21 protein-coding genes and 1 pseudogene are annotated in these 18,517 nt (G+C 72.0%); 13 read left to right on the forward strand and 9 right to left on the reverse strand.

The window, feature by feature from the left end; genetic code table 11:
• Nucleotides 1-48 precede the first annotated feature (48 nt).
• A complete protein-coding gene (locus ABZ865_RS22995; RefSeq protein WP_361233210.1) occupies nt 49-1,542 on the forward strand; it encodes a long-chain fatty acid--CoA ligase in 1,494 nt (497 codons plus the stop codon).
• 18 nt (nt 1,543-1,560) lie between these two features.
• Here the strand turns inward: ABZ865_RS22995 and ABZ865_RS23000 are convergent, their stop codons facing one another.
• The 4 genes from ABZ865_RS23000 to ABZ865_RS23015 form a co-directional block, all read right to left on the reverse strand.
• On the reverse strand, nt 1,561-2,301 hold the full coding sequence (locus ABZ865_RS23000; RefSeq protein ID WP_361233213.1) for an aquaporin: 741 nt from the start codon (nt 2,299-2,301) through the stop codon (nt 1,561-1,563).
• Nucleotides 2,302-3,049: 748 nt separating this feature from the next.
• The gene (locus ABZ865_RS23005) at nt 3,050-4,300 is read right to left on the reverse strand and encodes an MFS transporter (protein WP_361233216.1); all 1,251 of its coding nucleotides are present in this window, start codon (nt 4,298-4,300) and stop codon (nt 3,050-3,052) included.
• Nucleotides 4,297-5,457 carry a PLP-dependent cysteine synthase family protein gene (locus ABZ865_RS23010; protein WP_361233650.1) on the reverse strand — a complete coding sequence of 387 codons (1,161 nt, stop codon included), beginning with the start codon at nt 5,455-5,457 and terminating at the stop codon, nt 4,297-4,299. Before ABZ865_RS23010 ends, ABZ865_RS23005 begins: the two co-directional genes overlap by 4 nt.
• Nucleotides 5,458-5,633: 176 nt before the next feature.
• Complete coding sequence (locus tag ABZ865_RS23015; protein ID WP_361233219.1) at nt 5,634-6,047, reverse strand: hypothetical protein; 414 nt, start codon at nt 6,045-6,047, stop codon at nt 5,634-5,636.
• Nucleotides 6,048-6,327: 280 nt separating this feature from the next.
• Between ABZ865_RS23015 and ABZ865_RS23020 the strand changes: the two genes are divergently transcribed.
• The 3 genes from ABZ865_RS23020 to ABZ865_RS23030 all read left to right on the forward strand — a co-directional run bounded on the left by ABZ865_RS23020 (nt 6,328) and on the right by ABZ865_RS23030 (nt 9,081).
• Nucleotides 6,328-7,122 carry an SDR family oxidoreductase gene (locus ABZ865_RS23020; RefSeq protein WP_361233222.1) on the forward strand — a complete coding sequence of 265 codons (795 nt, stop codon included), beginning with the start codon at nt 6,328-6,330 and terminating at the stop codon, nt 7,120-7,122.
• 76 nt (nt 7,123-7,198) lie between these two features.
• Complete coding sequence (locus ABZ865_RS23025) at nt 7,199-7,504, forward strand: helix-turn-helix transcriptional regulator (RefSeq protein ID WP_361233653.1); 306 nt, start codon at nt 7,199-7,201, stop codon at nt 7,502-7,504.
• Nucleotides 7,504-9,081, forward strand: coding sequence for a helix-turn-helix transcriptional regulator (locus tag ABZ865_RS23030; RefSeq protein WP_361233225.1), 1,578 nt, complete (start codon nt 7,504-7,506; stop codon nt 9,079-9,081). The genes ABZ865_RS23025 and ABZ865_RS23030 overlap by 1 nt, the downstream gene beginning before the upstream one ends.
• Before the next feature lie 77 nt (nt 9,082-9,158).
• Here the strand turns inward: ABZ865_RS23030 and ABZ865_RS23035 are convergent, their stop codons facing one another.
• Both ABZ865_RS23035 and ABZ865_RS23040 read right to left on the reverse strand, forming a co-directional pair.
• On the reverse strand, nt 9,159-9,734 hold the full coding sequence (locus ABZ865_RS23035; RefSeq protein WP_361233228.1) for a transcriptional regulator: 576 nt from the start codon (nt 9,732-9,734) through the stop codon (nt 9,159-9,161).
• Nucleotides 9,735-9,801: 67 nt separating this feature from the next.
• Nucleotides 9,802-9,895: pseudogene (locus tag ABZ865_RS23040) on the reverse strand.
• Between the two features lie 132 nt (nt 9,896-10,027).
• Here ABZ865_RS23040 and ABZ865_RS23045 point away from each other — a divergent pair.
• Nucleotides 10,028-11,248, forward strand: coding sequence for a PQQ-binding-like beta-propeller repeat protein (locus ABZ865_RS23045; RefSeq protein WP_361233231.1), 1,221 nt, complete (start codon nt 10,028-10,030; stop codon nt 11,246-11,248).
• Nucleotides 11,249-11,287: 39 nt separating this feature from the next.
• Here the strand turns inward: ABZ865_RS23045 and ABZ865_RS23050 are convergent, their stop codons facing one another.
• On the reverse strand, nt 11,288-11,503 hold the full coding sequence (locus tag ABZ865_RS23050; protein WP_361233234.1) for a hypothetical protein: 216 nt from the start codon (nt 11,501-11,503) through the stop codon (nt 11,288-11,290).
• A gap of 41 nt (nt 11,504-11,544) precedes the next feature.
• Entirely contained in the window at nt 11,545-11,787 is a 243-nt protein-coding gene (locus ABZ865_RS23055; RefSeq protein WP_361233237.1) for a hypothetical protein, read from the reverse strand.
• 113 nt (nt 11,788-11,900) lie between these two features.
• Between ABZ865_RS23055 and ABZ865_RS23060 the strand changes: the two genes are divergently transcribed.
• The 8 genes from ABZ865_RS23060 to ABZ865_RS23095 all read left to right on the forward strand — a co-directional run bounded on the left by ABZ865_RS23060 (nt 11,901) and on the right by ABZ865_RS23095 (nt 17,325).
• The gene (locus ABZ865_RS23060) at nt 11,901-12,674 is read left to right on the forward strand and encodes a VOC family protein (RefSeq protein WP_361233240.1); all 774 of its coding nucleotides are present in this window, start codon (nt 11,901-11,903) and stop codon (nt 12,672-12,674) included.
• Between the two features lie 149 nt (nt 12,675-12,823).
• Nucleotides 12,824-13,333: a hypothetical protein gene (locus tag ABZ865_RS23065; RefSeq protein WP_361233243.1), complete on the forward strand. Its 510-nt coding sequence runs from the start codon at nt 12,824-12,826 to the stop codon at nt 13,331-13,333.
• Nucleotides 13,330-13,689 carry a zinc ribbon domain-containing protein YjdM gene (locus ABZ865_RS23070; protein WP_361233246.1) on the forward strand — a complete coding sequence of 120 codons (360 nt, stop codon included), beginning with the start codon at nt 13,330-13,332 and terminating at the stop codon, nt 13,687-13,689. Before ABZ865_RS23065 ends, ABZ865_RS23070 begins: the two co-directional genes overlap by 4 nt.
• A gap of 168 nt (nt 13,690-13,857) precedes the next feature.
• Nucleotides 13,858-14,199, forward strand: coding sequence for a metalloregulator ArsR/SmtB family transcription factor (locus ABZ865_RS23075; protein ID WP_361233249.1), 342 nt, complete (start codon nt 13,858-13,860; stop codon nt 14,197-14,199).
• A complete protein-coding gene (locus tag ABZ865_RS23080; RefSeq protein ID WP_361233252.1) occupies nt 14,196-15,956 on the forward strand; it encodes a SulP family inorganic anion transporter in 1,761 nt (586 codons plus the stop codon). Before ABZ865_RS23075 ends, ABZ865_RS23080 begins: the two co-directional genes overlap by 4 nt.
• Complete coding sequence (locus ABZ865_RS23085; protein ID WP_361233255.1) at nt 15,953-16,363, forward strand: pyridoxamine 5'-phosphate oxidase family protein; 411 nt, start codon at nt 15,953-15,955, stop codon at nt 16,361-16,363. The genes ABZ865_RS23080 and ABZ865_RS23085 overlap by 4 nt, the downstream gene beginning before the upstream one ends.
• Entirely contained in the window at nt 16,363-16,803 is a 441-nt protein-coding gene (locus tag ABZ865_RS23090) for an ATP-binding protein (protein ID WP_361233258.1), read from the forward strand. The genes ABZ865_RS23085 and ABZ865_RS23090 overlap by 1 nt, the downstream gene beginning before the upstream one ends.
• A 171-nt stretch (nt 16,804-16,974) precedes the next feature.
• Entirely contained in the window at nt 16,975-17,325 is a 351-nt protein-coding gene (locus tag ABZ865_RS23095) for a metalloregulator ArsR/SmtB family transcription factor (protein ID WP_361233261.1), read from the forward strand.
• A 144-nt stretch (nt 17,326-17,469) separates the two neighbouring features.
• On the opposite strand, the gene sbnA is transcribed toward ABZ865_RS23095, so the two are convergent.
• Nucleotides 17,470-18,495 (reverse strand): 2,3-diaminopropionate biosynthesis protein SbnA, encoded by a 1,026-nt coding sequence (gene sbnA / locus ABZ865_RS23100; protein ID WP_361233264.1) that lies wholly within the window; start codon nt 18,493-18,495, stop codon nt 17,470-17,472.
• Nucleotides 18,496-18,517 lie beyond the last annotated feature (22 nt).

Here is an 18,517-nt window from a genome sequence, read left to right on the forward strand (position 1 = left end):
TCGGCGGGGACGGTCGGCGCGCAGTGAGCACGCATGCGAGGAGGCATCATGCCCAATCTGGCGGAATTCCTGGCGCGGACGGCGGCCCGGGGGCCCGAGAGTGCCGCGTTGCGGCTGGGCGCGGCGACCACCACCTATGCCGAGCTGGACCGGCTGAGCGCCCAGGCCGCCGCCCTCCTGCGCACCGAGGGCCTGCGCGCCGGCGACCGGGTCGCCCTCATGCTGCCGAACGTGCCCGAGTTCGTCGTCCTGTACTACGGCATCCTGCGCGCCGGCGGCATCGTCGTACCGATGAACCCGCTGCTCAAGGCGCGGGAGACCGAGTACCACCTGCGGGACTCCGGCGCTGTGCTGCTCTTCGAGTGGCACCAGGCGCCCGGCGAAGGCGCCCAGGGCGCGGCCGCGGCCGGGGTGCGGCACATCTCCGTCGAGCCCGCCGCCTTCGCCGCCGAGCTGGCACGGCTGGAGCCGCACCACGAGATCGCCGCCGTCTCCGACGACGACATCGCCGTACTGCTCTACACCTCCGGCACCACCGGCCGGCCCAAGGGCGCCGCGCTGACCCACGCCGGACTGCGTCACAACACCGAGGTCAACGTCGTCCACGTGCAGCGGCTGACGTCCGAGGACGTCATGGTGGGCTGCCTCCCGCTGTTCCACATCTTCGGGCAGACCTGCACCATGAACGTCGCCGTGTACAGCGGCGCGACGCTCGTCCTCGTGCCCCGGTTCGACCCCCAGACCGTGCTCGACACCATCGCCCGCGACCGCGCGACCGTCTTCGAGGGCGTGCCCACCATGTACGCGGCCCTGCTCCAGCACCCGGGCGCCGACGACATCGACGTGTCCACCCTGCGCATGTGCGTCTCGGGCGGCGCGTCCCTGCCGGTGGAGATCCTCCACGGGTTCGAGCGGCGCTTCGGCTGCATGATCCTGGAGGGCTTCGGCATGTCCGAGACCAGCCCCGTCGTCTCCTTCAACCACCCCGACCGGCCGCGCAAGCCGGGCTCCATCGGGACACCCATCCGGGACGTCGAGGTGCGGCTCGTCGACGACGACGGCAAGGACGTGGCCCAGGGCGAGGTCGGCGAGCTCGCGGTGCGCGGACCGAACGTGATGAAGGGCTACTGGAACCGCCCCGAGGAGACCGCCGCCACCATCCCCGACGGCTGGCTGCGCACCGGCGACCTGGCCCGGCAGGACGAGGACGGCTACCTGTACATCGTCGACCGCAAGAAGGACCTCATCATCCGCGGCGGCTACAACGTCTACCCGCGCGAGATCGAGGAGGTGCTGCACGAGCACCCCGCCGTCGCCCTCGCGGCCGTCCTCGGCGTCCCCGACGAGCGGCTCGGCGAGGAGGTGGCGGCCGCCGTCGTGCTCCGCCCCGGCGCCGAGGCGAGCGTCGAGGAACTCCAGGAGTACGTGCGGGAGCGGGTGGCCGCGTACAAGTACCCGCGCCGGCTGTGGCTGATGGACGCGCTGCCCATGGGCCCGAGCGGGAAGATCCTCAAGCGGGAGATCGCCGCGCCGGTACAGTGACCCCCCCGGAACCCGCCCTCAGAAGGCCGCGGGTTCGGCCTCGCCGTGAGGCGGGACGGCGATGTCGTCCCGCCTCACGCCGTCCGGCCGCCCATGGAGCAGCGCCGCGGCGCCGAATCCGAGTCCGGCCCCGAGCAGTTGGGCCGTGACGAACGGGAGCAAGGAGGCCGGCGCGATTCCGGCGGGAGTGTCGGTCAGGGCCCGGCCGACGGTCGTCGCGGGGTTGGCGAAGGAGGTCGAGGAGGTGAACCAGCAGGCCGATCCGATGTACGCCCCCACGGCGGCCGGCGTCAGCCGGGCACGCCCGGTGCGCTCCAGCCCGACGACGAGCAGGATCAGCCCGGCGGTGGCGACGACCTCCCCCAGCCACAGATGCCCGGCGGACAGATCATGCGTGGACCGTCTCACCAGCGGCCTCGCGAACATCGCGTCGGCCAGCACCGCGCCGCCGACCGCCCCCACCACCTGGGCCGGCACATAGGCGGCGACCTCCCGCACACCCGGCCCCGTGCCGGCGCGGCGGCCGCCGTACCACGCGGACAGCGTGACCACGGGGTTGAGATGGCCGCCGGACACCGGCCCCAGCAGGGTGAGCAGCACGCCCAGGCCGAGCGCGGAGGCGAGCGAGCAGGCGAGCAACCGCACACCGGCGTCGTCCGACAACTGGGCCGCCTGGATCCCCGAGCCGACGGCCACGGCCGCCAGCAGCCCGGTTCCGACCGCCTCGGCGGCGATGCGACGGGGGAGCGAGCCGGTCATGCGGTGTGCGGAGGGGGAGGAAACACGCTCATGAGAGGAGTCACGGTCATGAGAGGCAGTCTGGACACGCCCCTTGTCCGAGGACAGTGGAGGAACACCCCATCCTGACCTGGGTTGTTCGTCGATCCGACGGTGAGGGGGCGTTCCCGCCGGTCCAGAGGGTCGTGGGGGCGCGTCGAACTGGACGGACGTCAGTAGCTCTTCCACGCCGACGACATCTCCGTACTGCACGAGGTTTCCGCCCGGACCTGCGGCTGGTCCGGTGTGGGCGCCTCCCAGGCCGTCGTCAGCGACGCGGAACGCCTCGCCCTGCCCGTCGACACCGTGATCAGCGCGTCCTTCCAGCTCCGGGCGAGCCCGCTGTACGACCTCGTGCTCAGGCATCTGCGCGAACTGTGGCGCGCCCCGGCCCGGTTGGAGATCGACCCCGGTACCCCCGCCCTCGCGAGCGCGACCACCGACGCGCGATGTCGCCTCCACCACACCAGGGGCTCACGGTGGCCGCGGTCGCCGCACAGTGCGGCTCGGTGCGACCTCGGACGGCTCAGGGCCGAGGCACGGGGCAGGCAGGCGACGGGGGAGAGAGCCTGCCTGCCCCGGCGCGCGGCTCCCCTCCGGGGGGTCAGGGCGACAGAGGAGCCACGGGCCTCGCCAGGAGGCCATCCCCTACAGCGCAGCAAGCTCCCCAGGTGTCACGCGGCCCCGCCGGGGTGCGGCATCGGATCTCTTGTCGCAACGGGCTGCGGAGCTACGTCGCGACCGGCCGCGGCCGCCCGACCGCCAGGCGCCCCCGCTGGGCGAGGACGGCCACGGAGGCCGCGCACCCCAGACCGGTGGCCGCCAGCACGGTCCAGGTCAGCCAGACGGCGTCGTGCCGCAGCGCGAAGTCCCACAGCGCGCCGATGACCAGGTTGCCGAGGGTGATGCCCAGGCCGGAGACGGTGTTGTACAGGCCGTAGTGCGTCGCGACGAGGCGGTCACCGGACAACGCGACGATGGTGTCCATCTCGAAGGGATAGACCACCGCGGACCCCGCCGCGAGCAGCACCACCGCCACCACCAGCGCGCACAGCACCGACAGGGACGATCCCGGGGGAGTGAGCGCCAGCGGCAGGAACGCCAGCCCCATCGTCGCCAGGCCCCGCACCAGCGCCTGCTCCGACCGCCACCGGTCCTTCGCCCAGACCGTCAGGCGCAGTTGGCCCACCACGGCGACCCCGGCCGACACCACGAAGAGCCCGCTGGTGACGGCCGTACCCTCGGCGCCGAGGGCGTCGGCGGCGGCGAGCGGCAGCGCCAGATAGACCTGGAACGTCAGCACGTACGAGCCGATCATCGCCGTGGCGAACAGCAGGAAGGGCCGGTTCGCGGCGACCGTACGCCACTGCGCCACCACGCTTCCCCGCTCCGCGCCGGCCGCGTGGCCGTGGCGGCTGGGCAGCGACCGCCACTGGAGCAGGGTGAGAACGGCGAACACGGCCGCCGCCGTCGTGCACACGAGACGGAAATCGGCCGCCAGCAGCGCGAGTCCGACGAGCGGACCGAGCAGCATGCCCGCCTGGTAGTGGACGTTGAACACGGCGAAGGCGTCCACGCGCCGTTCACCCGCCTCCTCGGCCAGATACGCGCGGACGGACGGATTGAACAGCGCACCCGCGAAGCCCGTCGCCGCCGACGCGAAGACCAGGGCGGGCAGGTTGTCGACCCAGCCGAGCAGGGCGAAACCGGCCGTGCGCAGCAGGCAACCGGCCATGATCGGGGCCTTGTAGCCGAAGCGGTCGGCGAGCGTGCCGCCGATCAGGAACATCCCCTGCTGCGAGAAGTTGCGCACGCCCAGCACGAGTCCCACGGCCCAGGCGGCGAGGCCGAGACCATGGGAGAGGTGGGCGGCGAGATAGGGCATGAGCATGTAGAACGCGAGGTTGATGGCGAACTGATTGGCCATCAACAGCCGTGCCGGGGCCGAGAAGGAACGGATCTGCCGCCACAGCCGCTTCATCGGGCCGCCCCGTTCGGCGTCGTCGCCTTCGCCTCGGCCTTCGCCTCGGCCTTCGCCGTCCGCGCCGCCGCGTTGCGGGCGAGTGGATCCGTGATGTGCAGGCAGCGGGTCCAGCGGGTGACGGTCCGCTCGCCGGGGTGCTCGATCTCGTCGGGGTCGTCGGCGGGTGGCCGGTCCAACAGGCCGTGCGTACGGCAGTACGAGTCGTCGTAGACCGTTCCGACGTACCGCTGGGGCCCGTCGGGGAAGACGGCGACGATGCGTGCGTCGGCGGGCAGGGTGCGGGCCAGCCAGCGCGCCACCAGCGCGACGGCGCCGACGCTCCAGCCGCCCGTCGCGTAGTGGTCGCGGGCCAGGCGCCGGGCGGCCCAGACCGCTTCCGCGGCCGCCACCCAGTGGACCTCGTCGAAGAGGTCGTAGGCGACGTTGCGGGGGTGGATGCTGCTGCCCAGCCCCCGCATCAGGCGGGGCGCGGCGGGCTGACCGAAGATGGTCGAGCCGGTCGCGTCGACCCCGACGACCCGCAGGCGGGGAAAGGACCCGCGCAGCACGGAGGCGATGCCGGCGGAGTGTCCCCCGGTGCCGACGGAGACGACGAGAGTGTCGACACGGTCCAGTTGCGCGGCCAGCTCGCGGGCGAGCGGGGCGTAGGCGGCGACGTTGTCCGGGTTGTCGTACTGGTCGGGGTGCCAGGCGTCGGGATGCGCGGCGAGGAGTTCCCGGACGCGCCGGCGTCGCGCCTGCTGCCAGCCGCCGACCGGATGCGGGGACGGGACCGGGTCGACCTCGGCGCCGTGCGCGCACAGCAGACCGCTCATCCACGGCTCCATGCCGGGGTCGGTGACCACGGTCACCGGATGACCGAACGCGGCCCCGGCCAGGGCCAGCCCGAGGCCGAGCGTGCCCGAACTGGACTCCACGATCCGGGCGCCGGGCCGCAACTGCCCGCGCAGCCGGGCCGCGTGCACCATGTGCAGCGCCGCGCGGTCCTTGAGACCGCCGGGGTTGTGCCCTTCGAGCTTGGCCCAGAAGCCGCGACCGGGGGCCGTGAAGGGCTCCCCGATCCAGAGGACGGGGGTGTCGCCGACCAGCCCGGCCGGCGTACGCATCGGCTGCCGGACACTGCTCGGCGGCTGCGCGTCGGGGATGGCGGACATCGGGGCGGGGGAAGGGGGGTTCATGGCGTTCATGGGGTGCATGGGGTGCATGGCGTGCTTCTCCTGCGGCCGGTCAGCGGACGGCTGCCGGCCGTGGGGTAGGGAGGCAGTGGTGATCGGTCGCCGCGCCCGGGTGAAAGCGGGGAGGAGGAAGCGAGGGGCGCGGCCGAGCGCGATCAGGTCCGCGACACGCCGATCAGAGCCAGGGACCGGGCGATCGGCAGGCCGCCTCGGCCGGGAGGGGCCGCCGGCGACTGGCCGGGTCCCGGCGCGCGTACGGAACCGTCCTCGCCTCCGCTGGACGCGGTCAGGTGTGCCGACGGCAGGGCCGCGTCGGTGTCCCGCGGTGCCTGGATCGTCGGCTCGTCCTCGTGACAGCAGTGCTGGTCCGGGCCGTGCTCGGCATCGGAGTCCGCGGTGACGACGGCGATGGCGACTGCGGCGGCGGGGCCGGCCGGGAGGGAGTCCGCGGCCGGTGCCGGGCCGTGGGCGCAGGCCAGGAGATGCAACAGGGCGGCGAGGAGCACCAGGATCGCCGCACCGGCGCGAGACTCGGCGCGGCCGTCGCGGTACACCGGGCCGGCTCTCATGGACGCAAAGGGTAACCATACGATCGCGTGGGATGACGCAACCGATCGGGCCCGACGCGGGGATCAGTCGGAAAGGCGAGCACGCCCATGTGACCCGAACGAGTGAGTCGAGCAGGGCTGATCAACGCGATTCAACACGATCGACCCGATCGCGCGGATGTCCTCCGCCGCTCGGATGTGTCACCCGGTCACACTGGGCCGACGAAGTGCCGTATTCGACTGAACGACGCATTCGATGGAATCGCGCATTCGGACGCACGCGAAGGGAACTCGCTCGCCCATGCACATCGATCTGACGGGACGCACCGCCCTGGTCACCGGCTCGACGCAGGGCATCGGCGCGGCCATCGCCGCCGGGCTCGCCCGCGCCGGCGCACGCGTGGCGATCAACGGGCGCGACGAGCAGCGAGTGGCCGAGAGCGTCGGCCTGTTGGCCAAGGACGTACCCGGAGCCGATCTCGTACCCCTCGCCGCGGACGTGACGAGTGAGCAAGGCGCGGAGCGGGTGGCACAGGCGCTCCCGCGGGTGGACATCCTCGTCAACAACCTCGGCATCTTCGGCTCCGCCGACCCACTGGAGATCACCGACGAGGAGTGGCGGCGCTACTTCGAGGTCAACGTCCTGGCCGCCGTACGGCTGACCCGGCTGTACCTGCCGGGCATGACCGAGCGCGGCTGGGGGCGCGTCCAGTACATCGCCAGTGACTCGGCGATCGCCATTCCCGCGGAGATGATCCACTACGGGATGTCGAAGACCGCCCTGCTCGCGGTGAGCCGCGGCTTCGCCAAGAAGGCGGCGGGCACCGGCGTCACGGTGAACTCCGTCATCGCCGGGCCCACCCACACCGGCGGTGTCGAGGACTTCGTGTACGAACTCGTCGACCGCGATCTGTCCTGGGACGAGGCCCAGCGCGCCTTCATGCGCATGTACCGCCCGCAGTCGCTGCTGCAACGGCTCATCGAGCCCGAGGAGATCGCCCACATGGTCGTCTACCTCAGCTCCGACCAGGCGTCGGCCACCACCGGGGGAGCCCTGCGCGTCGACGGCGGATACGTGGACGCGATCCTGCCCTGATCCCCGCCCGCACCAGGACGCCATGCGGGAAACGCATAACCCATGAGTGATCGGTGATACCTTCGACCCCGTGGGTATGAGCCTGGACGACCGAGTGCGGTCCGCGGTGGCCGCGCTGCTGCACGCGACCGGTGAGTCGCAGACCGATCTCGCCGGCGCCCTGGGCGTGAGCCAGGCCCAGGTGAGCCGCCGTCAGTCGGGCAGCGCCGCATGGAGCCTGGCGGACTGTGACGCGGTCGCCGCGCACTACGGCATCGACGCGCTGGACCTCCTGGCCGGCCCCACCCGGGCTACGGAGTCGCTGCCCGGTGAAGGCCGCCGTACTCCCGGCAGACACGCCACCACCGCACGCCCGGCCGCCGTTCAGGACGGGAGGTCGTGATGAAGGACTTCGACGCGATCGACGCCCTGCTCGCCGGCGCCAGACAGGAGGTCCCGCTGCCACCGGCCGGGCAGCGCCGCGCGCTGCGTGAGGAGCTGAACCTCTCGCGCGCGCAACTGGCCAAGGCCTTGAACGTCAGCCCGTCCACGGTCGGCGGCTGGGAGTCCGGACGGGACCCGAGCGGCGAAGTCCGCGAGAGGTACGCGTACTTCCTGGAGGGAGCCCGCGCCAGGCTGGCCGACCTCATGGCCGAGAAGGCGCGGGGCGACGAGGCACCGGCCGGGGAGGCGGGGGAACCGGCGGTCGACGAGGCGGCGGGGACAGAGTTCCACGAGTCCGTGGTCAACGGCCCGGCGGACGCCGAGGGTCACGTCGGCCATGACGACGACGTCGAGTCTCTCTCCTCCCCTCAACCCTGCGTGCTGTGCGGGCAGTTGGCCCGCCATCAAGTCGCCGGATTCCCCCAGCACCTGGACCCCGCCGAGTGCGGCACGGCCGGGCCCGCGCAGCCGGAGCCGCCGGTGCGGCGGCCCGGGCCGGAGCAACGCTCGCCTCGGCCTGCCGACGGTAGGGGCGCGGCGGCGACGGGGGTCAAGGTCGTACCCGTCGGGCGCCGCCTGAAGACCGCCGACGCCCCGGACCCGATCGGCTCCGCCGTCGCGGCCGCCCTCGCCCAGCACTCCGGTGACGTCGAGGCGGCAACCGCGGCGCTCGTGAAGCGGGCCATCCCGGACGCGATGACGCTGCTGGACGAGACCCGCAAGGGCGGGCGGTACGACGTCGTCGCCCACCCGTGGCTGCCCGACATCCTGCGCAAGCAGACCGCCCGCGGCGCCGACCAGATCTGGGAGGCCCGCCCCAAGTGGGCCAGGTCCGAACTCCCGCCCGGCGCCCACGAGGTGACCGCGCTCGACGTCAACGGCGCCTACCTCTCCGCGCTCAAGACCCACCTGCCGATCGGCCAGCTGGAGCACTCCACCGGCGACCACCACGACCGCCGCCGCGCCGGCGTGCACCTGATCACCCCGCCCGACTGGGACCACGACGCCCACCTGCCCAACCCCCTCGGCAGCAGGGACGAACCGGGCCCGCTCTGGGTGACCGAACCGACCCTGCGCCTCCTGCTGCGCCTGTCGGGCCCGAAGTACGCGTTGTGCGACCCGCCGGAGATCCACGAGTCCTGGACCTCCGGGGCCACGGAGAACCTGCTGGAGAAGTTCCGCGTCACGCTGAAGGACGCCCGCGACCGGGCGATCGCCGAGGACGACGAGGTGACGCTGGAGTACATCAAGGCCATGTACTCCAAGTTCGTCTCCACGATGGGGGAGTCGAACTACAACCGGGAGCTGTACCGCACCGACTGGATGCACCTCATCCGTTCCCAGGCCTTCGTGAACCTGTGGTGGAAGGCCCACCGGGCCTACGACGAGGGCCTCATGGTCGTCCGCGCGATGGGCACCGACGAACTGCACGTCATCGGCGACTGGCGCGCGGTGTTCCCCGAGGGACGCGGCGTCACCGAGGTGAAGGTCAAGGACGTCTACACCGTCGGCTCCGACGCCGACGCCCCCGCGTGACGCCGTAGATGATCGCCGGGCAGGTCACCCTCCGCTCGCTCACCTCGTACGATCGCCGGCCCGTCGGAATCGATGATCTAGGCGGCGAAGCCGATGTTGGTGACGTACTCGTACTGGCCCCATTCCGAGCCGAGGTCGACCACCGCGTCGCTGACCCAGGCGTCGTCGAGGGCCTGGATGTCGTCGTCGGCCCAGGCCCGGACGATGCGGTCCCAGTGGCGGACGTTGAGCGTGCGGTAGGAGACGACGCGCTGGCGTGGCCGGTCGACCTGGGACTGGTTGAGCGGGTGGAACTCGACACGGGTGCCGCGGCCTTCGCGGCTGAGGCGGGCCAGGAGGTAGCGGGCGACGTTGTGGCGGCGCACGGTGCGGTAGGCCGTCTCGATGCGTTCGAGGTTCTGCTTCGAGGGGCTGCGCCTGCCGTCCAGCCATGCCTTGAGCGTGCGGTCGGTGACGGTCAGGCCCGCCTCGCGGGCCGCCTGGCGCGCGTGCTCGGTACGGGTCAGGTAGTGCAGCCGGGCGAGCAGACCGCGCCGGGCCGTGATGGGGGTGGCGACGAACCCGGCGAGCGCGTCGAGCCGGCGCGCGACCGCCTCGTGCCCCTTGATGCCACGGGCGCCGTACTTGCCGAATTCGATGTTGCGCTCAGGCACGCGTGCTCCTCTTCCGCCGCCGACAATCTACCGGTTGCGGTCCGGCACGTGCGTGCATCGATCGGTGCGGAGAGGGCAGGATTCGAACCTGCGTGGGCCGCGTGGGCCCGACCTCGAGACGCGCTCGCTGGTCCCCGATCAACCACTCCGGGCACCTCTCCCTGTTCCCGGCCTCCGGTCTCCCGTCGTGCCGTTCACATGCACAACAGTGCCAGGAGCCGCTGACCCGGCGCTGACATGTCGCTGACCCCCTACGCTGCCCTCGGCATCGGTTCTTCTGGGGTGGGAGACGCATGTACGAGGACAAGGCGCCGGAATCGGTATGGCTTCCGAAGCGGCGGTGGCGCGCGCTGAAACCGGCGTGGCAGGCCCGGCACAACGGTCCCGCCGAGGCCGAGACGCTGGGCACCTGGCTGTACGACGGGTTCGTCGTCAGGGCTGCCTTCGACCGGCTGCGGGCCTTCGACACCGAGACCGGCGAGCGGCGCTGGACCTGGGAAGTGCCCGGCCGCGACGTGCTGTTGGCCATGACCGACGAGGTCGTGGACGGTGTCGGGCTACTGGCCCATCGGCCGGACGTCTCCGGCGGACGGGAGAAGGCCACGGTCACCGCCCTCGACGTGGCGTCGGGCAAGGAACTGTGGTCGGCGCGGCAGGACCTCGGCAGGCTCTGGCACAGCGGCTCCCGTCTCAGGTCCGGCACTGTCGCCCTGTCCGGGGGCCGGGCGATGGTCGCCACGGGAGCGAGCGTCGTCGCCCTGGACATCCGTACGGGCCGGCCGGCATGGACCGTGCCGCACGGCCCCGCCGACGAGGCCGAGATCGGCGCCGGAAGCGATCGGCTCGTTCTGGTCACGTCGCACGCGGGCACTGCCACCGTCAGGTCGGTCGCCGCCGCCGACGGCACCGTGCACTGGGAGAAGCCGCTGCCCGTCGACGGCCCCGTCGAGCGGGTACGGGTCGTTGCCGTGGACCCCCTGCTGCTCGCCGTGGAGGGCGAGGGCCGTCGTGGCCCGAACTGTCTGCTCCGGCTGGACGCGGACGGCAACAACGCCACAGAGATCTCGCCGCCCGGCGACCACGGCACCACAGTGCCGTACGCCACCTGGGTCCTCGACGACGCACGGCGCCTGGTCACATGGGCCGGGGACACGCTGATCACGTTCGTCAAATTGCCGCAACACGACTATCTGACCCATCTCGCCGGCTTCTCACTGTCGACGGGCCGGCACCAGTGGACGTGGGACGACGGCTGGGGCATCGACGCGCTGGCCTGCCACCGCGGCCATGTCGTCGCCCTGCGCCACTTCGAACACGAAAACGAGGGGCATGTCGACTGGAGCTGCACGGCGCACGTGCTCGACCCCGCCGACGGCCGTGTGGTGGCGCGGCGCCGCCTGCGGGTGACAGCGGACAAGCCGTACACGATGCATCTGCACGGCAACCGGATGCTCTGGGTCAGTAAGGAGAGCAGCCTCGGCACGCCCCCGGTGAAGGCCTTCGACTGGCGCTGAGCCGACGCGTGCGGGCCGGTGCCCCTCCGCGGGATCTGCCTAGCGCTGCCACGCCTGCGGGCCGCCGCCGCGCCACTCGATCCATTCCGCGGCCGCGACGTCCGACGCCTCCATGTCCGCCACCCCGGCCCGGGACAGGAACTCGGCGACGTCCAGCAATGTGTACGCCATCCCCACGAACCGGTCTCCGACGCGCACCCGGCGGCCGCCGTCCTCGGCGGGCGGGTAGATCACGACGGGGGGTGCAGAGGTCATGAGCCGAGCCTGGACCGGGGTGGCGGTGGACGCATGCCCGGTTACTCCACAGCGGGGTCCTCCTGCGCCCGCCGTACCGCCGCCTTGACCGCCTCCTCCAGTCTGTCCCGGTCCTCGCCGGTCGCCGCCACCTGCGCGGTGATCGCGGACTGCACGGCTTCGTAGGCCTCGCACCAGCGACCGCGCTGCGCGTCGTACGCGGCGCCGGTGAGGCCGGCCAGCTTGGCGCGTTCGATCTCGGCGGATCGTTCCAATGCGATCAGTTTGTCTGGAATATCTCCCACGATTGGATCGTATGCGGGTGACGGAGAGCCCGCGAACAGGTGTCGCGTGCGGGGCTGTGGCCACGAGGTCGGCATAGTGACGGTCCGCCTACCGGACTCGCAGGAGGTATCCCTTGATCGGCACCGACTTCCGTACCGGGTCACCCATGTGGATCGACCTCGGCAGCCCGGACACGGACGCGGCGGCCGCGTTCTACGGCGCCGTCTTCGGCTGGGAGTTCGTGTCCGCCGGGCCGGACGCGGGCGGATACGGCCTCTTCCAGAAGGGCGGGAAGACGGTCGCCGCGATGGGACGGCTGACCGAGGAGGGGGCCCGGTCGGCCTGGATCACCTACTTCCGCAGCGACGACATCGACGCCACCACCCGCGAGGTCGTGGCCGGTGGTGGCAGCGTGCGCGTCGAGCCGCTGAGCCTGGGCGAGGGGCGGCTGGCCCAGTTCACGGATCCCCAGGGCGCCCGGTTCGCCGTCCTGCAGTCCGCGAGGGGACTGGAGACGGTGTCGGACAACGACGCCCTGGTGTGGGTGGAGTTGCACGTGCCGGAGCCCGAGGCGGCCCTCCGCTTCTACCAGGGCCTGTTCGGCTGGCGCGCCGAGGAGTTGCACGCACCCGGCATGGCGTACTGGGTGGTCGGCGTCGGGGATGCCGACCAGGGGAACGGGTCCTTCGGCGGCGTGGCCCCCCTGCCGGGCGAGCGGGAGGAGCCGCGCTGGTTGCCCTACTTCGCCGTCGTGGACGTCGACGCGGCCGTCGCGGCGGCGCAGGGCGGCGGCGGGACGGTGGTCATGCCCGCCGTGGACGTGCCCGACGGCGGACGGGTCGCGTGGCTGGCGGATCCGGGGGAGGCGCTGTTCGCGGTGCTGAAGCCGAATCCGCACCAGGGCTGATCGTCGGCTCTCGCACGTACCACCCCGCCGACGGGGGCAATCCGCCGAGCTCGCTCGCCCGTATGGATACATAGGGATCGATCCTCATGAACCAGATCGCCGTCAGGGGAGAGCGGTAGCACCTCCGCTCGGGAACAACCGGAGTCACCATGAACTCCACCCACGCCACCGACATCACCCTGAGGGGAGTGGGCGTGTGCTGTGCGCTCGGCAACACGGCGCTGCACACGCTCCTGATCCCCGATCACCTTGAGGAGAAGTTCTACGTGGGCGTCCTGTTCGCCCTGGGCAGCGCCGCCATGCTGGTCGTGGCGGCGTCGCTCACCGCCTTCAGGCGGCCCATGGCCGCGTGGCTGGCCGGGGCGCTCGTCAGCGGCGGCATGATCGTCGGCTTCCTGCTGTCGCGCACCGTCGGCTTGCCGCACGGCTATTACGAGCCCGGTTGGGAAGTGCCTTACGGACCGCTCTCGCTGCTCGTGGAGGGCGTCTTCATTCTCGCTTTCCTCCTCTGGCTCGGGCTGGCCGCAGGGGTGGCCACGGCCCCCGAACCGCCGTACCGGGCGGCGAACGCGAGCCGTCGTACGCCGGCGGCCGGGCCTTCCCGCCGGGCTGAGCGGCGGATCGTCCGAGGTGGAAAGCCGGATACGCTGAGCAGGTGAACGAGAATCTTCCTCCCTGTCCCAAGTGCTCCAGCGAGTACACCTACGAAATGGACGCCCTGATCGTGTGCCCCGAGTGCGGCCACGAATGGGTTCCCGCCGAGAACGGTGCCGAGGCCGGTGACGCCGCCGGTGAGCGTGTCGTCAAGGACGCCGTCGGCAATGTCCTGCAGGTCGGCGACACCGTGGTGGTCGTGAAGGCGCTCAAGGTCAAGGGCAGCCCCTCGGGGATCAAGGCCGGGACCAAGGTGCGCAACATCCGCCTTGTCGACGGAGTCGACGGCCACGACATCGACTGCAAGATCGAGGGCTTCGGAGCCATGCAGCTCAAGTCCAGCGTGGTCAAGAAGGCCTGACCTCTCTCCTGCCTCCCCCTCGACGGGATCACCCAGGCATCAGCAGGATGCGGAATTGCAAAATTTCGCAATTGGTTAGATGCTATGTTGGCTGTGTCCGCAGGTAGCCGCGGGCACAGCCCTGGATCTCCGCCCCGGACGGGGCTCGTACGGGAAGCCGAGGGGCCTGTGTCCGTTCCGCTCTACCAGGCCAAGGCCGAGTTCTTCCGGATGCTGGGGCATCCCGTGCGGATACGGGTGCTGGAACTGCTCCAGGACGGACCGAAGCCGGTACGGGACCTCCTGGCCGCCATCGAGGTCGAGCCGTCCAGCCTGTCGCAGCAGCTCGCGGTGCTGCGCCGCTCGGGCATCGTGACCTCGACGCGGGACGGCTCGACGGTCGTCTACGAACTGGCCGGCGGGGACGTGGCCGACCTGATGAGGGCGGCGCGACGGATCCTGACCGAGATGCTCGCCGGACGCAGCGAACTGCTGGCCGAGCTGCGGGAAGGCGAGGTCACCGCCCGATGACCACCTCGTCCACCCCGTCCGCCTCATCCGCTCCGTTCGTGTCGCCGCGCCGCGCGTGGGCCCGTGTCGCCTCGCTGCTGCCCGGCCGTGCCGACCTGGACCAGGCGCGGCGCGATCCCCGGCGGGACCTGCTCGCCGGGCTGACCGTCGCGATCGTGGCGCTGCCGCTCGCGCTCGGCTTCGGTGTCTCCTCCGGGCTCGGCGCCGCGGCCGGCCTGGCGACCGCCGTCGTCGCCGGCGCCCTCGCCGCCGTCTTCGGCGGATCCAATCTGCAGGTGTCCGGCCCGACCGGCGCCATGACCGTCGTACTCGTCCCCATCGTCGGGAAGTACGGGCCGACCGGGGTGCTCACCGTCGGGCTCATGGCCGGGGTCATGCTCGTCGGCCTCGCCGTGCTGCGGGCCGGGAAGTACATGCGGTACGTGCCCGCCCCGGTCGTGGAGGGCTTCACCCTCGGCATCGCCTGCGTCATCGGACTCCAGCAGCTCCCGAACGCCCTCGGCGTGCCGAAACCCGAGGGCGACCGGGTCCTGGTCGTGACCTGGCGGGCCGTCGAGGCGTTCGCGAATTCCCCGAACTGGACGGCCGTCGCGCTCGCTGCCGCCGTGGCCGTGGCCATGCTGCTCGGCGCGCGGTGGCGGCCGACCGTGCCGTTCTCCATCCTGGCCGTGATCGCCGCCACCGTCGTGGCACAACTGGCCCACCTGGACGCGGCGAAGCCGATCGGCGACCTGCCGGCCGGACTGCCCGCACCCTCCCTCGCCTTCCTCGACCTCGGCTCGCTCGGCTCCCTCCTCGCCCCCGCGATCGCGGTCGCGGCGCTCGCCGCGCTGGAGTCCCTGCTGTCCGCCTCGGTCGCCGACGGCATGACGGTGGGCCAGCAACACGACCCGGACCGGGAGCTGCTCGGCCAGGGCCTCGCCAACATCGCCGCCCCGCTCTTCGGCGGCGTGCCCGCCACCGGCGCCATCGCCCGGACCGCGGTCAACGTCCGCACCGGCGCGGGCTCCCGCCTCGCCGCCCTCACCCACGCGGCCCTGCTCGCCGGCATCGTCTTCGCCGCGGCCCCGCTCGTCTCCAGGATCCCGCTGGCCGCGCTGGCCGGTGTCCTGCTGGCCACCGCGATCCGCATGGTCGAGGTGGGCTCGCTGCGGGCGATGGCCCGGGCCACCCGCTCCGACGCGCTGATACTCGTCCTGACCGCCGTCGCCACCCTGGCGCTGGACCTCGTCTACGCGGTCATCATCGGCCTGGTCGTGGCCGGCGCCCTCGCGCTGCGCGCCGTCGCCAAGCAGGCCCGCCTCGACCAGGTGCCGCTGGACCACGGCGACCACAGCGCCGAGGAACACGCCCTGCTCACCGAGCACATCGTCGCCTACCGCATCGACGGGCCCCTGTTCTTCGCCGCCGCCCACCGCTTCCTGCTCGAACTGACCGAGGTCGCCGACGTACGCGTCGTGATCCTGCGGATGTCCCGGGTCTCGACCATGGACGCCACCGGCGCCCTGGTCCTCAAGGACGCGGTGGAGAAGCTGCGGCGGCGCGGCATCCGCGTCCTGGCCTCCGGGATACGTACCGGCCAGCGGCAGGTCCTCGACTCGGTCGGCGCGCTCGACCTGCTGCGGAACGAGGGCGGGGAGTACGAAACCACACCGGAGGCGATCCGGGCCGCGCGCGATCACCTGGAGTCGAGCGGTGTCCTGGCGGCCGTCCCGGTCCGCAGCGGCACAGAGACGAGCGAGAAGGCAGCCCGATGAGCATCCGTCCCGACGTGCTCCGCATGACCGAGGTCTCCGGCCCGGAGGCCCTGTGGCTGCTGGAGGGCAGCAGCCTGGGCCGCCTGGTCCATGTGCAGCGGGAGCAGGCGGTCGTACGGCCCGGCCGGCACGTGTGGGAGTACGGCCGGCTGATCGTACGGACGCCGGTGCCGGCCACGGCGCTGCCCGCGTCGGTGACGTACCAGGTGGACGAGGTGGGAGCGGCGAGCGGCACCGGCTGGACGGTGACCGCGACCGGGCCCGCCGAGCTGGTCACCGACCCCGACGAGGCCGCCCACTACCGGCGCACCCTGCCCGGCTGGGTGTACGGGCCGCACGACACGCTCGTCCTCGTCCGCCCGCGGACGGTGGGCGGCTTCCGCTTCGCCCGGAGCACGGAGGGCTGATGTCCACGCAGCTCGAAGCCCTTCCCTACCGGCACGTGCTCACGCTGCCCACCGAGCCGTCCGCGGTCAGGATGGCCCGGGAGACCGCCGAGCTGGCCCTGACCGAGTGGGGCATCGGCCTGCGCCACCCGGCCGTCGGCCCGGCCCTGCTGGTCCTGAGCGAACTGGTCACCAACAGCGTCCGGCACGCCGCCGTCCGGTCCCCCCAGCTCACCGTCGTCTACGCGGCCGGCCGGGACTGTTTCGCCTTCGCCGTCCACGACCGCCACCCCTACCGGCCGCCCCTCCACGGAGCGGTCACCGCCACCGGCACCTCGGGCACCACGGGCGCCGGTCTCCGCACGGTGATGGAGCTGGTCCTCGGCCTGGGCGGCACCGCGGTCGTCCGCGCGGACGCCGACGGCGGCGGCAAGAGCATCTGGATCACCCTGCCCCTCTGACCAGCGCCGCAGGGTGGTGCAGTGGGTGATTCCGGTGCAAAAGACCTCACGATTCGGCCTGGGGGGTCGCACAGGCGAGGATGTGCACATGCTTGTGACGACTGGGTGGACACGAGAGGCCGGGAACCGGCCCGTGGGGCCGTGCCGCTGTGCCGGGGAGGGGACGGCCGGGTGAGTACGCCGCTCTACCGGCTGAAGGCCGAGTTCTTCAAAACCCTCGGTCACCCGGCCCGCATCCGCGTCCTGGAACTGCTCAGCGAGCGTGAGCACGCGGTGGCCGAGATGCTGCCCGAGGTGGGCATCGAGCCCGCGCACCTCTCGCAGCAGCTGGCCGTGCTGCGGCGGGCGAACCTGGTCAAGACCCGCAAGGAGGGCTCGACCGTGTACTACTCGCTGACCAGCCCGCATGTGGCGGAGCTGCTGCGGGTGGCGAGGACCATCCTGTCCGGGGTGCTGGCCGGGCAGGCCGAACTCCTCGCCGACCTGAAGGCCGTGCAGGGAGAGGCGAAGCCGCCGTCCTGACGGGCGCTCCGGACAGCCGTAGCCCGGGCCGCCGGGTCCGCATCGCCCTGGCCTCGACCGCCCTGGCCCGGAGCGCCGGTACGGCCGCGTCCGCCCCTGTGCGGGGTGTCCGCCGCCGTACCGGTGGCCGTCGCCGGTGCGCCGCTACGATCTCGGCCGGCGTTCCGGCTCCCGTGGCGCCGGCTTCTCCCGGGGCGGTGCCGTGTTCAGCTGCTCGGCGTCGAGGATCTGCTCGCCGTACAGATCCTGCAGCCAGTTGGTCTGGTAGATGGTGTCCAGATAGCGCTCGCCGAGGTCGGGCGCGATGGCGACCGCGGTGAGGCCGCGGGTGTCGTGCCGGGCCAGCCAGTCCGTCGCACCGCTGACCACCGTCCCCGTGGAGCCGCCGAACAGGAAGCCGCGCCGGGCCAGCCGGTGACAGGTGCGGATGGTGTCCGCCTCCTCCACCTGGATGACCTCGTCGACGTAGGACTCGTCGAGCAGCGGCGGGACCATGCTCATGCCCAGGCCGGGGATCATCCGGCGTCCCGGTTTGCCGCCGAAGGCCACGGAACCCACGGCGTCCACCGCGACGATCCGTACCGGGCGGTGCCATTCCCGGAAGTAGCGCGCGCAGCCCATCAGGGTTCCGGCGGTGCCGGCCCCGACGAACAGCACGTCCAGGCGCGGGAAGTGCTGGGCGATCTCGCGGGCGGTCGTGCGGTAGTGGGCCCGCCAGTTACCGGGGTTGGTGTACTGGCTGAGCCACACATACCGGGAGTCGGACTCGCACAGCCCGCGGACGTAGTCGATGCGCGTGCCCAGGAAGCCGCCGTTGGCGTCCAGGTCGGCCACGACGTGCACCTGGCTGCCCAGCGCCTCCATGAGCAGTCTGGTCGACAGGTTGCACCGGGAGTCCGTCACACACAGGAACTGGTAACCCTTGCTCGCGGCGATCATGCTGAGCGCCACGCCCAGGTTCCCCGACGAGGACTCGACGAGGATGGAGTCCTGCGTCAGGACCCCATCCCGCTCGGCGCTCTCCACCATCTCGTTCGCGGCCTTCAACTTGATGGAGCCGGCGAAGTTGAAGCCCTCGCACTTCAGGTAGAGGGGGTGTCCGAAGATCGACTTCAGGTCCACGAAGAGACGGCCTTCGTTGAAGTCATGGGGAGCGGATATGACGGGCACGGTGGTCCTCCTGGTGCCAGGG

Origin of the sequence: Streptomyces sp. NPDC047085, from assembly GCF_040643735.1 — a bacterium.
Taxonomy (GTDB): Bacteria; Actinomycetota; Actinomycetes; order Streptomycetales; family Streptomycetaceae; genus Streptomyces.